Here is a 15,168-nt window from a genome sequence, read left to right as displayed (position 1 = left end):
GACACCCCGTGGCATCGGTGCCGGCAGCGCGGGGTCTCGATGGCAGCACGGGGTCTCGACGAAGGGCGGCGCGGGCTCAGTGGCCGACGGGACGGAGGGTCGGCAGCCCGAGGGAGACCGGCCGCGGGCCGCCGGCGGCGGTCGGGGCGGGCACGGCGCAGGACTCGGCCTGCGCGCGGTCCCAGGCGTCGCCGCCGCGGGTGCGTCGGATGCGCAGCGGGGCGCCGGTGGGGTCGTCGGCCAGCAGGTGGAAGGGCGCCGCGTGCGACACGGTGACCGTGACCACGTCGCCGGGCCGCGGGATCTCCGAGCCGGGCGTGACCTCGAAGTGCACGAGCCGGTTGTCCTCGGCGCGGCCGGTGAGCCGGTGTGTCTCGGCATCCTTCTTGCCCTCGCCGACGGAGACGAGCACCTCGACCTCGCGGCCGACCTGCTTCTGGTTCTCCTCCAGGGAGATGCGCTCCTGCAGGGCGATGAGGCGGTCGTAGCGCTCCTGCACCACCTCCTTGGGCACCTGGTCCGCCATCGTGGCGGCCGGGGTGCCCTCGCGGATGGAGTACTGGAAGGTGAAGGCGCCAGAGAACCGCGACTGCTCGACGACCCGCAGGGTGTCCTCGAAGTCCTCGTCCGTCTCGCCCGGGAAGCCGACGATGATGTCGGTGGTGATCGCGGCGTGCGGGATGCGCTCGCGGACGCGGTCGAGGATGCCCAGGAACCGCTCGCTCCGGTAGGAGCGGCGCATCGCGCGCAGGATGCGGTCGCTGCCGGACTGCAGCGGCATGTGCAGCTGCGGCATCACGGCCGGCGTCTCGGCCATCGCGTCGATCACGTCGTCGGTGAAGGCCGCCGGATGCGGGCTGGTGAACCGGATGCGCTCCAGGCCCTCGATCTCTCCCGCCGCGCGCAGCAGCTTGCCGAACGCCTGCCGGTCGCCGAACTCGACGCCGTAGGAGTTGACGTTCTGACCGAGGAGGGTGACCTCGATCGCGCCGTCCTCGACGAGGAGGCGGATCTCGTTCAGGATGTCGCCGGGGCGGCGGTCCTTCTCCTTGCCGCGCAGGCTGGGCACGATGCAGAAGGTGCAGGTGTTGTTGCAGCCGACGGAGATGGACACCCAGCCGCTGTGCGCGGAGTCGCGCTTGGTCGGCAGCGTGGAGGGGAAGGTCTCCAGGGACTCGAGGATCTCCAGCTCTGCCTCGCCATTGTGGCGGGCGCGCTCGAGCAGTCCGGGCAGCGAGCCCATGTTGTGCGTGCCGAAGACGACGTCGACCCACGGGGCCTTGTCGAGCACGGCCTGCTTGTCCATCTGCGCCAGGCATCCGCCGACGGCGATCTGCATGCCCTCGTGGCGGTCCTTGCGGGACTTGAGGTGGCCGAGCGTGCCGTACAGCTTGCCGGCGGCGTTGTCGCGCACCGCACAGGTGTTGATGATGACGACGTCGGCTTCCTCGCCCTGGGCGGCGCGGACGTAGCCGGCGCTCTCGAGCGATCCGGACAGCCGTTCGGAGTCGTGCACGTTCATCTGGCACCCGAAGGTGCGCACCTCGTACGAGCGGCGACGCCCGTCGGATGCGATCGCGGCCGACGAGGGCGCGATGATCGTCGGTTCACTGCTCGGAGTAGTCATGATGACTGCCATTCTACGAGCGCCGCCCGATCCCCGGGCGCGACGCGGACAACCCGCGCGTGCGAAAGCCCTCGCCGCCCCGCGCCCGGGGCCGATGGTCAGTCGGATTCGACGAAGCGCACGCCGCCCTGAGGTCCGCCGGTCTCGCGCAGTGCGGTGCGGGCGGCGGTCATCGCGACGGAGCCGGCGTACCCGCGTCGGGCCAGCTGGCCGAGCAGTCGCCGCAGGGCGGTGTCCGGCTCCAGCCCGGTCATCCCCCGCGCCTTGGTGCGGGCGAACTCGAGGGCCCGCTCGGCCTCGTCGTCGGGAAGGGCCGCCAGCGCCTCGTCGATGATCTCGCGCGGGATGCCGCGCTGGGAGAGGGTGCGCGCCAGTGCGAGCCGCCCCTGTCCCTTCCGCTCGGACCCGGAGGTGACGAGGTGCCCGGCCAGGGTGCGGTCGTCGAGGTACCTCCGCGCGGTGAACTCGTCGATGATCTCGTCGATCCGCCGGTCGTCGAGGCCGGTGTCGGCGAGGATCGCCCGGGCCTCGGCGACCGAGAGGGCACGGGCGCGAAGCCGGCGGACGAGCACCTCCTCGGCGTGCCAGCGCACCTCCTCGTCGGTGTGATCGGCGTCCCCTGCGGCTGCCGCGGTGGCCGCTGGCTCGAGCGTCGCGGGGTCCTCGTGCGGACGCAAGGCGCGCAGCCTGGGGCGGGCCGCCTGCGTGGCGCCGCCGGAGAACGCCGGATGCCTGCTGCTCACCGGTGCTCCGCCGCCGCTCGCCGCGCCGTCGGCTGCGGTGCGGTTCGCCGTCCCACCGACGTCGGCGCGGTTCGCGGCACCGTCGACGTCGGCGCTGTTCTCCGCGTCCGCGGCCCCACCGCCGCTCCCGCGGCTCCGGGCGCCGGTATCGGAAGCGGCGGCACGGCGTCCGAAGATCGGGATCACCGGGGCGAGGCGCTCGGCGTCGCCGTGCCCCTCGCCCCGATCAGCCATGATCCACCCCGGTTACTGAGCTCCGTCGAAGTGCGGTTACTGAGCTCCGTCGAAGTGCGGTTGCCAAACTCCATCGACGCGCGGTAGCTGCGCTCGGCCGACGCATCAGGCCGGACGCCGCTGGCTCAGCTCGTCGACCGGAGCCTCCTCCGCGGCCTTGGCCCCGATGCCCATCTTCTGCTTGATCTGAGCCTCGATCGCCGCCGCGATGTCCTCGTTCTTGATGAGGAAGTTGCGGGCGTTCTCCTTGCCCTGACCGAGCTGGTCGCCGTCGTAGGTGTACCAGGCGCCCGACTTCTTCACGATGCCGTGTTCGACACCGAAGTCGATCAGGCTGCCCTCGCGCGAGATGCCGACGCCATAGAGGATGTCGAACTCGGCCTGCTTGAACGGCGGGGCCATCTTGTTCTTCACCACCTTGACGCGGGTGCGGTTTCCGACCGCCTCGGCCCCGTCCTTCAGCGTCTCGATGCGGCGGATGTCGAGCCGCACCGAGGCGTAGAACTTGAGGGCCTTTCCACCCGCAGTCGTCTCCGGCGAGCCGAAGAAGACGCCGATCTTCTCACGCAGCTGGTTGATGAAGATGGCCGTGGTCTTGGTCTGGTTGAGGCCACCGGTGAGCTTGCGGAGCGCCTGGGACATCAGGCGCGCCTGCAGGCCGACGTGCGAGTCGCCCATCTCGCCCTTGATCTCCGCCTCCGGGACCAGCGCGGCCACGGAGTCGATGACCACCAGGTCGATCGCGCCGGAGCGGATCAGCATGTCGGCGATCTCGAGGGCCTGCTCTCCGGTGTCGGGCTGCGACACGAGGAGCTGATCGATGTCGACGCCGAGCTTCTTGGCGTAGTCGGGGTCGAGGGCGTGCTCCGCGTCGATGAACGCGGCGATGCCGCCGGCGCGCTGCACGTTCGCGATCGCGTGCAGGGTGAGCGTCGTCTTACCCGAGGACTCCGGGCCGTAGATCTCGATGATGCGCCCGCGCGGCAGACCGCCGATGCCGAGGGCGACATCGAGCGCGATGGAGCCGGTGGGGATGACCTCGACCGGGGCGCGCTCATCGCTGCCCAGTCGCATGATCGATCCCTTGCCGAACTGGCGTTCGATGTGGGCGAGCGCGGAATCCAGTGCCTTGTCGCGGTCGTCCGGGGATGGCATGACGTGCTCCTTCGTGCTCGATGTGCTGCCGCCTGTAGGCTGTCGCGACCTGTCCCGGCGGGACGGATTCTCCGACAAGGCGTATGGCTCGGTGCCATGTCTTCACCGTAGGCGTGGCCACCGACATCGCGTCGGCCAGGGCCCCGTCTGTGGAGAGAAATCGCCTCGAAACCACTCGTGCAGAACGATACGCCCCCATCGAACACACGTTCGACGACACGCCGGGAATCCGTGAGAGGACGCGATCTCAGCGTCGCCGGGGCTCCAGCCGGCCCACGCCGTAACGGCGTTCGGCGGGCACGTCGGTCTCGGCGCACAGCGCGAGCCAGATCTCGCGCGGCGGCACGCCGTCGTCCAGGGCTTCGATCGCCGTCCGGCCGAGGCCGCTGAGCACGAGGTCGTGCGTCAGCGCCGTGGCGCGGCCGCCGAACTCGTCATCCACCGCGCGCAGGAACTCGCTGCGCCGCATCCGTCGTCCCGTCCCCGCTCAGCGGAGCGAGAGCTCGGGCTCGACGGAGGCCACGAGATCGTCGGGCACGACATCCGGGAATCCGTGCATGCCCTCGAGAACCGAGATGCGGTCGCCGACCTCGCGCATGATGGTCGAGATCGGAACGTCGAGCGCTTCGGCGACCGAGGCGAGGATCTCGCTGGAGGCCTCCTTCTGGCCCCGTTCCACCTCGCTGAGGTAGCCGAGGGCGACGGATGCCTTGCTGGCGACCTGACGGAGCGTGCGGCCCTTCTGCAGACGGAAGTCCCTCAGCACATCGCCGATCTCCTGTCGTACAAGGATCATCGGAACCTCCTCTCCGTCGTTCCCCTCGTCTGCGATCTCGAGGGGATCGCCAGTCTAACCCGACCGGATGCCACTGAATCTAGTGTGTCACTCTGTGCTTCGCGTGTGAGCGCCGCGCCGGGCGACGCCTGTTCCGTGATCCGTGTGTTGATCGGCACATGTGAGTCAACGCCCGCGGAGTCCCGGCTATTCCGAGGCCCGATCCGCGAGCGCCTCGCAGCCGGCGCGGAGTGCGGCCGCGACGGCGGATGCCCGCACCGCGGCGCGGTCGCCGGGGAACACGAAGGAGCGCACGTCCCGGACCGCCGGCGTGACGACCCCGATGTGGACCGTCCCCACCGGCTGCCCGTCGGGCGAATCGGGGCCGGCAATCCCGGTCGTGGCGATGCCGACGTCGGCCGGGCATCCGTCCACCGCGACGGCGCGCCGGACTCCGGCCGCCATCTGCAGGGCGACCTCGGGATGCACCGGGCCGTGGGCCGCCAGCAGCGCGCCGTCCACCCCGAGGAGGCTGTGCTTGACCGGCGTGGCGTAGGCGACGACGGCGCCGCGCAGACTCGCGGAGGCCCCGGGGACGGCGACGACCTCGGCCGAGAGCGCGCCGCCGGTGAGGGACTCTGCGATCCCGAGGGTCCAGCCGCGCTGCCGGAGCAGCGACAGCAGCTCTGCCGCGTCGTTCACGCGTCGGCCGACCGTGCCCCGCGCACCTGGGCGACGACGTAGTCGATGCCGCTGGCGATGGTGAGCACCAGGGCCGCGTACATCAGCACGACCCCGACCCCGATCCACCACGTCTCGCCGATGAGCGCGTGCAGCGGCAGCAGCCACCAGGACAGGGCGACGGCCTGCACGAGGGTCTTCAGCTTGCCCATCCAGGCGGCCGCGACGATGTGCTGCTTGGCCACGAGGAACCGGTGGACGGTGATGCCCCACTCGCGGATGAGGATGACGATCACGATCCACCAGGGCCACTCGCCGAGCACGGCGAGGCCGATGAACCCGGCGCCGGTGAGGAGCTTGTCCGCGATCGGATCCCACAGCTTGCCGAAGTCGCTGACGATGTCGTGCTTGCGGGCGAGGTAGCCGTCCACCCAGTCGGTGGAGATCGCGAGGACGAACAGCGCCGCGGCGGTCCAGCGCAGCCCGAGGTGGGCGTCCCCGGCGGGTCCGCCGAGCAGCAGCAGCACGAGGAAGACGATCGCGAGCGGGATGCGGACGATCGTGATGGCGTTCGGGAGCTGCCGCGGAATGGCCATCAGTCGCGTCCCGTCAGTCCCCAGGCGTCCTCGTCGCCCTCCTCCTCGACGACCGGGAGGCCTTGGAACTGCGCCTCGACCGGGTCGGACTCGGCGCCGCGCGGTGCGGCCGGCGCTGCGGCGGCGGGCGCCGGGGCGGGTGCGTCCTCGCCGCGCAGGCGGGCGAGCACGCCCGGAAGCTGCTCGGCGGTGACCAGCACGTCGCGCGCCTTCGAGCCCTCGGACGGGCCCACGATCTCCCGCGACTCGAGCAGGTCCATGAGGCGGCCGGCCTTGGCGAAGCCGACGCGCAGCTTCCGCTGCAGCATCGAGGTGGACCCGAACTGGGTCGACACGACGAGCTCGGCGGCGGCGAGCAGCAGCTCGAGGTCGTCGCCGATGTCCTCGTCGACCTCCTTCTTCTTCGGCTCGATCGCCTCCTGCACGTCCGGCCGGTACTCCGGGCGGGCCTGCGCGGTGACGTGCTTGACGACGGCGTCGATCTCGCTCTCGTCCACCCACGCGCCCTGCAGGCGGAACGGCTTGGACGACCCCATCGGCGAGAACAGCGCGTCGCCCTGGCCGATGAGCTTGTCCGCACCGGGGCTGTCCAGGATGACCCGGCTGTCCGTGACGCTGGTCACCGCGAACGCCAGACGCGAGGGCACGTTCGCCTTGATCAGGCCGGTGACCACGTCGACGCTCGGTCGCTGGGTGGCCAGGACCAGGTGGATGCCCGAGGCGCGCGCCAGCTGGGTGATGCGCACGATCGAGTCCTCGACATCGCGCGGGGCGACCATCATCAGGTCGGCGAGCTCGTCCACGACGACGAGCAGGTACGGGTACGGCTTGAGCACCCGCTCGCTGCCCGGCGGTACCTCGACCTCACCGGCGCGCACGGCGCGGTTGAAGTCGTCGATGTGACGGAACCCGAACGACGCGAGGTCGTCGTACCGCATGTCCATCTCCTTCACGACCCACTGCAGCGCCTCGGCCGCCTTCTTCGGGTTCGTGATGATGGGCGTGATCAGGTGCGGCACGCCGGCGTAGCTGGTCAGCTCGACCCGCTTGGGGTCGATCAGCACCATCCGGACGTCCGACGGGCGGGCACGCATCAGCAGGCTCGTGATCATCGAGTTCACGAAGCTGGACTTGCCCGAGCCGGTGGAGCCGGCCACGAGCAGGTGCGGCATCTTCGCGAGGTTGGCGACGACGAAGTTGCCGCCGACGTCCTTGCCGACGCCGATGGTGAGCGGATGCGTGCTCTTCTGTGCGGCGGCCGAGCGCAGCACGTCGCCGAGCGCCACCTTCTCGCGGTCGGAGTTGGGGATCTCGATGCCGATCGCGCTCTTGCCCGGGATGGGCGAGAGGATGCGCACATCGTTCGAGGCGACCGCGTAGGCGAAGTTGTTGCTCAGCTGCAGGATCTTCTCGACCTTGACCCCGTGCCCGACCTCCACCTCGTACTGGGTGACCGTCGGGCCCCGGGAGAAGCCGGTGACCTTGGCGTCGACGTTGAACTGGGTGAGCACGTTGGTGATCTGCTGCACCACGCGGTCGTTCGCCTCCGAGCGCGCCACGGCGGGAGGTCCCTCGCTGAGCAGGGCGGGCGGAGGCAGCGTGTACGGCGCGGCGGGCGGCTGCGGCCCGCGCTCCCCCGGACCCTCGGTGCCGAAGCCGTCCAGTCCGGGCAGCTCGCCGGTGGAGCCGGAGTCGTCCAGCAGCGCGGTGGCGTTCTGCTCGTCGAGCATGCCGGTGATCGCGCTGACATCGGTGAGGACCTCGGTGGCGGCGTCGTACGGCTCGTCGTCGACGATGACGGCCTGGTCGTACGCGGCCTTCGACCCGGGTTCGTCCAGCAGTGCGGTGATCGCCTGCGAGTCGGATCCGGCGTCGGGGTCCTCCTCGCGTCCGGTCTTGTTCCGACGCCACCACGGCAGGGCGTCGTCCTGGTCCGCGTCCGCGTCGTCGGCGCGCGCCTCGCCGGGAGCGGGACGCTCGGGGCGCTCGGGACGCTCGGTGCCGAACATCCACGCGTACAGGTCGCCGAGGCGCTGTCCGATCCGGTTCGGCGGGGTCTTGGTGAGGATGAGGATGCTGAGGAACGTCAGCAGCCCGAGCACGAGGTAGGCGACGATCGGGGTCAGGAAGGCCAGCGGCTCGCCGAGCATCCATCCGAACAGGCCCCCGGCGGCGCTGAGCGCCGGCATCCCGTCCCGCGGCTGGGGGCGCTCCAGCACCCCGAGGTCGTTCGCGGTGCCGGAGGCGACGTGGCAGATCCCGGCCAGGGCGAGCGTGAACAGGCCGAAGCCGATCCCGATCCGGCCGTTGTCGTGCACGGAGGACGGATGCCGGAACAGCCATCCGGCCAGCAGGAGGAGCAGCACCGGCATCACGAACGCGATGCGGCCGACCAGCATCCCCCAGCTGTACGCGCTGATGATCTGCGCGACCGCGTCGCCGATGAAGAACCACTCCACGACCGCGCCCACGCAGGCCAGCAGCACGAGCAGGAACGGGAAGCCGTCCCGCCGCTGGTCCTTCTCGAGGGTCTCCGGCCCGAAGGCGCGGAACAGGCCGCCGACGCCGTGCGCGAGGCCCAGCCACATCCGCACCGCCAGCGGCGGACGCTCGGGCTCGTCGATGTACTTCCTCGGCGCGGGCGCCGCCTTCGCGGGTGCCTTGGAGGCCGTCTGCCGCTTCGAGCGCGACGGAGTGTCCTCGGCGGCGCGCGCGGTCTTCGTGGTGCTCCTGGCCATTCCTCTACGGTACGTCCCGGGTCCGACGCCGGCCCGCAATGACGCGGCTTTCCGCGGGATCGGACCCGGTCAGGCCTCGATCACAAGCGGCACGATCATCGGCCGGCGGCGCAGCTTCTGGTTCACCCAGCGGCCGATGGTGCGGCGGACGACCTGCGAGAGCGCGTGGTTGTCGCGGACGCCGTTGCCGGCGGCCTCCTTGAGCGCGGCGACGATCTTCGGCACCACGTCGTCGAACACGGCGTCGTCCTCGGCGACGCCGCGGGCGTGGATCTCCGGGCCGGAGATGATGCCGCCGGTCTGCGCGTCCACGACGACGATGACCGAGATGAAGCCCTCCTCGCCGAGGATGCGGCGGTCCTTGAGGTCGGCATCCGTGATCTCGCCGACCGTCGACCCGTCGACGTACACGAAGCCGAGATCGAGCTGCCCCGCCACGTGCGCCTCGCCGTCGCGGAGGTCGATGACCGTGCCGTTCGAGGCGATGATGGTGCGCTCCTCGGGCACGCCGGTGTCGCGGGCGAGCTTCGCGTTCGCGATCAGGTGGCGGTACTCGCCGTGCACCGGCAGCACGTTCCGGGGCTTCAGGATGTTGTAGCAGTACAGCAGCTCTCCGGCCGCGGCGTGACCCGACACGTGCACCTGGGCGTTGGCCTTGTGCACGACGTTCGCGCCGAGCTTGGTGAGGCCGTCGATCACGCGGTAGACGGCGTTCTCGTTGCCGGGGATGAGGCTGGAGGCGAGGATCACGGTGTCGCCCTCGCCGGGCTCGATGGCGTGGTCGAGGTTCGCCATGCGGCTGAGCACGGCCATCGGCTCGCCCTGCGAGCCGGTGGACATGTAGACGATGCGGTCGTCGGGCAGGTCCTTGGCCTTCTTGTAGTCGATGAGGACGCCGTCCGGCACCTTCAGGTAGCCCAGATCCTCGGCGATGGTCATGTTCCGCACCATGCTGCGGCCGAGGAAGGCCACCCGGCGGCCGTGGGCGTAGGCGGCGTCGATCACCTGCTGCACGCGGTGCACGTGGCTGGAGAAGCTGGCGACGATCACCCGGCGCGGCGCCTTGGCGATCACCTGGTCGAGCACCGGGCCGATGGAGCGCTCCAGGGGGGTGAAGCCGGGGATGTCGGCGTTGGTGGAGTCGACCAGGAACAGGTCGACGCCCTCCTCGCCCAGGCGCGAGAAGGCGCGCAGGTCGGTGAGCCGGCCGTCCAGCGGGAGCTGGTCCATCTTGAAGTCGCCGGTGGCGAGCACCAGGCCGGCGGGGGTGCGGATCGCGACGGCGAGGGCATCCGGGATCGAGTGGTTCACTGCGACGAACTCGAGGTCGAACGGGCCGGCCTGCTCGCGCTGCCCCTCGGCGACCGTGAGCGTGTAGGCCTTGATCCGGTGCTCCTTGAGCTTCGCCTCGACGAGCGCGAGCGTGAGGCTGGAGCCGATCAGCGGGATGTCGCCCTTCAGGCGGAGCAGGTACGGCACCGCGCCGATGTGGTCCTCGTGACCGTGCGTGAGCACGATGCCGACGATGTCGTCGAGGCGGTCCTTGATCGGCTCGAAGTCGGGCAGGATCAGGTCGACGCCCGGCTGGTGCTCCTCGGGGAAGAGCACGCCGCAGTCGACGACGAGGATCTTGCCCTGGAACTCGAAGACCGTCATGTTGCGGCCGACCTCGCCCAGTCCTCCGAGGGGGATGACGCGCAGGGTGCCGGCGGCGAGGGGTTCCGGTTCGGACAGGGGGATGGACATGCTGTCTCCTCAGTCGGACACCGCTCGTGTCCGTTCGTGGCGTTGCGCGCCTGCCCGGCTCAGCGGGTGGTGCCGTGCACCTTGGGCAGCGCGCCACCCGCGGCCGCGTTGCGGTCGGGGCGGAAGTTCGAGAAATCGGCACCGGGGACGTCCTTGACCAGCGACAGCTCGTCCTCGATGAGGGCGGCCTCCCACTCCTCCGGCCCGACCAGCGGGAGCCGCACGCGCGGGCTGCCGATGCGGCCGAGCCCGTGCAGGATGTACTTGGTCGACACGGTCCCCGGCACGTGGGTCATCACCGCGCGGACCAGGGGCTCGAGGCGCTTGTGCTCCGCCGTGGCCGCCTTCAGGTCGCCGCGGTTCACGGCGTCGACGATGGTGCGGTACGGCGCGGAGGTGATGTTCGCGGTGACGCCGATCAGGCCGGTGGCCCCGATCGACAGATGCGGCAGCACGTTCGCGTCGTCGCCGGAGAAGTACATCAGGTCGGTCTGGTTGAGCACCCGGCTGACCTCGCTGAAGTCGCCCTTCGCGTCCTTCACGGCGAGGATGTTCGGATGCTTGGCCAGGCGCAGGATCGTCTCGTACTTGATCGGCACGCCGGTGCGGCCGGGGATGTCGTACAGGATGACCGGCAGGTCGGTGGCGTCGGCGACGAGGCGGAAGTGGGTCAGGATGCCGGCCTGGGTGGGCTTGTTGTAGTACGGCGTGACGATCATGATGCCGTCGGCGCCGGCCTTCTCGCTCGCCTTGTACAGCTCGATGGCGTGCGCGGTCTCGTTGGATCCGCCGCCGGTGATGATCTTCGCCCGTCCGGAGGCGACGTCCTTGCCGACCTCGACGAGGCGCAGCTTCTCGGCGTCGGTCAGGGTCGAGGTCTCACCGGTGGTGCCGGTGACCACGATGCCGTCGGCGCCGTCGGCGATGACGGTGTCGATGTGCTTCTCGACCGCGGGCCAGTCCACCTCGCCGTCGGCGGTCATCGGCGTGACCAGCGCGACGAGAACCTGTCCGAAGGGGTTGCCCGTGTGCGTCATGAGTTCAGGTTATCGTCTCGCGGCGCGCTCTCGCGCCGGAACGGCCGCGCCGGGACCGTAGGCTCGGGGGATGGTGTGGCAGATCGACGACTCGCGGACCGTGTACGAGAACCGGTGGATCGAGGTGCGGGAGGACCGCGTGACCGGCCCGTCGGGCGCCGGGATCTACGGCGTGGTGCGGATGCAGCATCCGGCCGTCTTCGTGGTCGCGCTCGACGAGGACGAGCGCGTGTGCCTGGTGTCCCTGCACCGTTACACCACCGGCGCGTCGATCGAGGTGCCGGCCGGCGGCACCGACGGGGAGGATCCGCTCACGGCCGCCCGGCGCGAGCTGCGCGAGGAGACCGGGCTCGAGGCCGACGAGTGGACCGCGCTCGGCACCGTGAACGCCCTGAACGGCATCGCCGTGGCGCGGGAGCACGTGTTCCTGGCGCGCGGACTGCGCCCGGCCGCGGACGCTGATGACGAGGGCCGCACCGAGGAGGGCATCGACGCCGTGCTGCGGGTGCCGTTCGCCGAGGCGATCGCGATGATCGCGGACGGTCGGATCACCGACGGCGAGACGGTCGCGGCGCTCGCGCTGGCCGGCATCCGCCTCGGCCGCTTCGCCTGACCGCGGGCCCGACGCGGGGTCCGGTCGTCCGGGCGCGGCGTCCGGTCGTCTGGGCGCGGCGCCGAGTGCGTCCGCCCGACCGGCCGGGCCCGCTACATCCGCCCGCGGCCGCCCGCCCGCGCCGCCACCGACGGCGGCAGTAGCCGCGCGAGGGCGACGATCGCCTTGTAGCGCAGCGACGGCACCGAGACCGCGCGGCCGCGGGCGGCATCCCGCAGTCCCTCGCGCACCACCGCCCGCGCATCCAGCCACGCGAACGCGGGGACGCCCTCCTCCCCGGCGGCCAGTCCCATCCGCTCGTGGAACGTCGTGTGCGTGAACCCGGGGCACAGCGCGGTGACGCTGACGCCGTCGCGGGCGTACTCGATGTTCGCCCACCGGCTGAACCCGATCAGCCACGCCTTACAGGCGGCGTAGGTGGAGCGCGGGATGAAGCCGGCGACGGAGGCGACGTTGACGATCCGGCCGCCGCGACCCCGCATGGTCTGCAGAGCCGCGTGCATGAGCCGCAGCGGTGCCTCGACGTGCACCCGCAGGTGGCGCACCTCGTCGTCGACGTCGTTGTCCGCGAACCGCAGCGGCAGCCCGAACCCGGCGTTGTTGACCAGCAGATCGACCGGGGACGCGGCATCCGTCAGCCGGTCGGCGACACGCTGCAGGTCCGCCTCCACGGCGAGATCGGCGGGCAGCACCCGGACGTCGACGCCGTGCGTCGTGCGCAGCTCCACCGCCAGCTCCTCCAGGGCGTCGGCGGAGCGTGCGACCAGGATCAGATCCGCGCCGCGCGCGGCGAGCTGCCGGGCGAACTCGGCTCCGAGCCCGGCGCTGGCGCCCGTGATCAGCGCCTGCGGCATCAGCGCTCGTACCCCAGGAATCGGTAGCGGATGCCGGTGCGCGAGGTGCGCCACTCCGCCTCGTCCACCAGCCGCCAGCCCTCGCGGGAGGGCGCGAACGCGTCCCCGGTGACGTCGAGGTCGAGCTCGGTGACCTCGAGCCGATCGGCGTCGCCGAGCACCTGCCGGAAGATCTCGGCGCCGCCGATCACCCAGGCGCTGTCGAGTCCGCGGACCGCGTCGTGGATGCTCGAGGCGCGACGCGCGCCGTCGGCGGCCCAGTCCTGGCGGCGGGTGATCACGATGTTCTCCCGCCCTTCCAGCGGCCGGAACCGCTCCGGCAGGGACTCCCAGGTCTTGCGGCCCATGATCACCGGACGGCCCAGGGTGACCTCCTTGAAGTGGGCGAGGTCCTCCGGGACGTGCCACGGCATGCCGCCGCCGGCGCCGATGACGCCGCCGTGCGCCTCCGCCCAGATCAGCCCCAGCCAGGTCATACCGCGACCGCCGCGCGGATCGCCGGGTGGTGCTGGTAGTCCTCCAGCACGAAGTCCTCGTACCGGTAGTCGAAGAGGGACGCGGGCCTGCGGGCGAGGCGCAGCGTGGGGTACGGGTACGGGTCGCGGCGGAGCTGCTCCTGCACCTGCTCGATATGGTTGTCGTAGACGTGGCAGTCACCGCCGGTCCAGACGAAGTCCCCGGGCTCGAGGCCGGTCTGCTGCGCGATCATCAGGGTCAGCAGCGCGTAGGAGGCGATGTTGAACGGCACCCCGAGGAACAGGTCGGCGCTGCGCTGGTAGAGCTGGCAGGAGAGCTTCCCGTCGGCGACGTAGAACTGGAACAGCGCGTGGCAGGGCGCGAGGGCCATGTCCGGGATGTCCGCCGGGTTCCACGCCGACACGATCAGCCGCCGGGAGTCGGGAGTGGCGCGGATCTGCTCCACCACCTGGGCCAGCTGATCGATGTGCCCGCCGTCGGGCGTCGGCCAGGACCGCCACTGCACGCCGTACACCGGACCGAGGTCGCCGTCGGCATCCGCCCACTCGTCCCAGATCGTGACGCCGTGCTCCTGCAGCCAGCGCACGTTCGAGTCGCCGCGGAGGAACCAGAGCAGCTCGTAGGCGACCGATTTGAAGTGCACCCGCTTGGTGGTGATCAGCGGGAAGCCCTGCGACAGGTCGAACCGGATCTGCCGTCCGAAGACGCTGGTGGTGCCGGTGCCGGTGCGGTCGTCCTTGTGCGTGCCGTTCGCGAGCACGTCGCGGAGCAGGTCCTCGTACGGGGTGGGAACCGTCATGACAGCCACGATACCGGGAGGCTCCCCCGCCCCGCCTGCGCGTCACCCGGCGTCATATCGGACCCGGTGCCGGACGCCCGGCGTACCCTCGGGACATGGACCTGTGGGCTGCCCTCGCGACCGTCGGCGTCCTCGTCGCGGCGACCGCCGCGCTGGGCGCCGTGTGGCGACGGCGCGACGGGCGACGGCGCCGCGGCGACGGGTCGGTGGTCGACCCCGCCGACCTGCCTGGACGGCTCGCACCGCGCGCCACCTTCGTCCAGTTCAGCACCGAGGTGTGCGCCCGCTGCCCGCAGGTGCGACGGATGCTGTCCGACCTGGCCATCCGGCACGAGGGCGTCGGCCACATCGAGGTGGACCTCACCCGGCGCACGGAAACGGCCGGCCGGTACCGGATCCTGCAGACCCCGACGACCCTGCTCGTGGACGCCGGCTGCCGCATCCGCTCGCGCTTCAACGGCGTCCCGCGCCCGGCGGATCTGGAGGCCGCGCTCGCCGCCCTCCCCGCATCCGCGCCCCGGACCGCATCCGCAACCCGGACCGCACCCCAGGAGATCCGATGACCACTCCCCCCGGAATCGACCCCCGCGGCCCCCGCTTCGCCGCCGCCATCACCTCCGTGCTGCTGCTGATCGCCACGCTTCTCGGACTGCTGACCGCGTCGGGCGCTCGGCTCGCAGCCGTGCTCGTCGCCGTGCTCGTCGCGCTGCTGTTCCTCTGGGGCGTCCTCTCGCCGCAGACGCATCCCTGGGCGGTGCTGTTCCGCAGCGTCATCCGGCCTCGCCTGGTGCCGCCGGCCGAGCTGGAGGATCCCCGTCCGCCGCGGTTCGCCCAGGGCGTCGGCCTGTTCGTGGTCGGGGTCGGCCTGCTGCTGCACCTGGCCGGCGTGCCCGCAGCGCTGCCGATCGCCACGGCGGCTGCGTTCGCCGCGGCGTTCCTGAATGCGGCGTTCGGCTACTGCCTGGGCTGCCAGATCTACCTGCTGCTGCGGCGCGCGGGCGTGCTGCGCTCCGCGGCCTGAGCGTTCCCTCCCGCCGCGACCCCTCGCTAGGCTGGCCGGAGACGACGCGAGCCCGCGTCGTGACCCCGAGAC

At 71.3% G+C, this 15,168-nt stretch carries 16 protein-coding genes; 3 read left to right on the top strand and 13 right to left on the bottom strand.

Annotated features, from left to right (window positions below):
- Positions 1-76 precede the first annotated feature (76 nt).
- The 10 genes from miaB to dapA form a co-directional block, all read right to left on the bottom strand.
- Positions 77-1,627 carry a tRNA (N6-isopentenyl adenosine(37)-C2)-methylthiotransferase MiaB gene (miaB, locus tag JSY13_RS04965; protein ID WP_259607920.1) on the bottom strand — a complete coding sequence of 517 codons (1,551 nt, stop codon included), beginning with the start codon at positions 1,625-1,627 and terminating at the stop codon, positions 77-79.
- Between the two features lie 98 nt (positions 1,628-1,725).
- On the bottom strand, positions 1,726-2,604 hold the full coding sequence (locus JSY13_RS04960; RefSeq protein WP_259607919.1) for a regulatory protein RecX: 879 nt from the start codon (positions 2,602-2,604) through the stop codon (positions 1,726-1,728).
- Positions 2,605-2,709: 105 nt separating this feature from the next.
- Positions 2,710-3,759: a recombinase RecA gene (recA, locus tag JSY13_RS04955; RefSeq protein WP_259607918.1), complete on the bottom strand. Its 1,050-nt coding sequence runs from the start codon at positions 3,757-3,759 to the stop codon at positions 2,710-2,712.
- Between the two features lie 247 nt (positions 3,760-4,006).
- Entirely contained in the window at positions 4,007-4,228 is a 222-nt protein-coding gene (locus JSY13_RS04950; protein ID WP_259607917.1) for a DUF3046 domain-containing protein, read from the bottom strand.
- A gap of 18 nt (positions 4,229-4,246) precedes the next feature.
- Positions 4,247-4,555, bottom strand: a complete 309-nt coding sequence (locus JSY13_RS04945; RefSeq protein ID WP_259607916.1) for a helix-turn-helix domain-containing protein — start codon at positions 4,553-4,555, stop codon at positions 4,247-4,249.
- 186 nt (positions 4,556-4,741) lie between these two features.
- Positions 4,742-5,236 (bottom strand): CinA family protein, encoded by a 495-nt coding sequence (locus JSY13_RS04940; RefSeq protein ID WP_259607915.1) that lies wholly within the window; start codon positions 5,234-5,236, stop codon positions 4,742-4,744.
- A complete protein-coding gene (pgsA, locus tag JSY13_RS04935; RefSeq protein WP_259607914.1) occupies positions 5,233-5,811 on the bottom strand; it encodes a CDP-diacylglycerol--glycerol-3-phosphate 3-phosphatidyltransferase in 579 nt (192 codons plus the stop codon). The genes JSY13_RS04940 and pgsA overlap by 4 nt, the downstream gene beginning before the upstream one ends.
- Positions 5,811-8,549, bottom strand: coding sequence for an FtsK/SpoIIIE family DNA translocase (locus JSY13_RS04930; protein ID WP_259607913.1), 2,739 nt, complete (start codon positions 8,547-8,549; stop codon positions 5,811-5,813). Before JSY13_RS04930 ends, pgsA begins: the two co-directional genes overlap by 1 nt.
- 69 nt (positions 8,550-8,618) lie before the next feature.
- A complete protein-coding gene (locus JSY13_RS04925) occupies positions 8,619-10,295 on the bottom strand; it encodes a ribonuclease J (protein ID WP_259607912.1) in 1,677 nt (558 codons plus the stop codon).
- A 59-nt stretch (positions 10,296-10,354) separates the two neighbouring features.
- Positions 10,355-11,332, bottom strand: coding sequence for a 4-hydroxy-tetrahydrodipicolinate synthase (dapA, locus tag JSY13_RS04920; RefSeq protein ID WP_259607911.1), 978 nt, complete (start codon positions 11,330-11,332; stop codon positions 10,355-10,357).
- Positions 11,333-11,402: 70 nt separating this feature from the next.
- On the opposite strand from dapA, the gene JSY13_RS04915 reads away from it, so the two are divergent.
- The gene (locus tag JSY13_RS04915) at positions 11,403-11,945 is read left to right on the top strand and encodes an NUDIX domain-containing protein (protein ID WP_259607910.1); all 543 of its coding nucleotides are present in this window, start codon (positions 11,403-11,405) and stop codon (positions 11,943-11,945) included.
- Between the two features lie 92 nt (positions 11,946-12,037).
- On the opposite strand, the gene JSY13_RS04910 is transcribed toward JSY13_RS04915, so the two are convergent.
- The 3 genes from JSY13_RS04910 to JSY13_RS04900 are packed head-to-tail and all read right to left on the bottom strand — an operon-like array spanning position 12,038 to position 14,075.
- The gene (locus tag JSY13_RS04910) at positions 12,038-12,799 is read right to left on the bottom strand and encodes an SDR family NAD(P)-dependent oxidoreductase (RefSeq protein WP_259607909.1); all 762 of its coding nucleotides are present in this window, start codon (positions 12,797-12,799) and stop codon (positions 12,038-12,040) included.
- Positions 12,799-13,275: a dihydrofolate reductase gene (locus tag JSY13_RS04905; RefSeq protein ID WP_259607908.1), complete on the bottom strand. Its 477-nt coding sequence runs from the start codon at positions 13,273-13,275 to the stop codon at positions 12,799-12,801. Before JSY13_RS04905 ends, JSY13_RS04910 begins: the two co-directional genes overlap by 1 nt.
- Positions 13,272-14,075 carry a thymidylate synthase gene (locus JSY13_RS04900; protein WP_259607907.1) on the bottom strand — a complete coding sequence of 268 codons (804 nt, stop codon included), beginning with the start codon at positions 14,073-14,075 and terminating at the stop codon, positions 13,272-13,274. The genes JSY13_RS04905 and JSY13_RS04900 overlap by 4 nt, the downstream gene beginning before the upstream one ends.
- A gap of 95 nt (positions 14,076-14,170) precedes the next feature.
- On the opposite strand from JSY13_RS04900, the gene JSY13_RS04895 reads away from it, so the two are divergent.
- Both JSY13_RS04895 and JSY13_RS04890 read left to right on the top strand, forming a co-directional pair.
- Entirely contained in the window at positions 14,171-14,638 is a 468-nt protein-coding gene (locus tag JSY13_RS04895) for a thioredoxin family protein (RefSeq protein ID WP_259607906.1), read from the top strand.
- On the top strand, positions 14,635-15,096 hold the full coding sequence (locus JSY13_RS04890) for a DUF4395 domain-containing protein (protein WP_259607905.1): 462 nt from the start codon (positions 14,635-14,637) through the stop codon (positions 15,094-15,096). The genes JSY13_RS04895 and JSY13_RS04890 overlap by 4 nt, the downstream gene beginning before the upstream one ends.
- Positions 15,097-15,168 lie beyond the last annotated feature (72 nt).

This window comes from Microbacterium neungamense, assembly GCF_024971095.1.
Classification (GTDB): domain Bacteria; phylum Actinomycetota; class Actinomycetes; order Actinomycetales; family Microbacteriaceae; genus Microbacterium; species Microbacterium neungamense.
The sequence above is the reverse complement of the archived record's forward strand: the minus strand, read 5'-3'. Positions and strand labels throughout refer to the sequence as shown.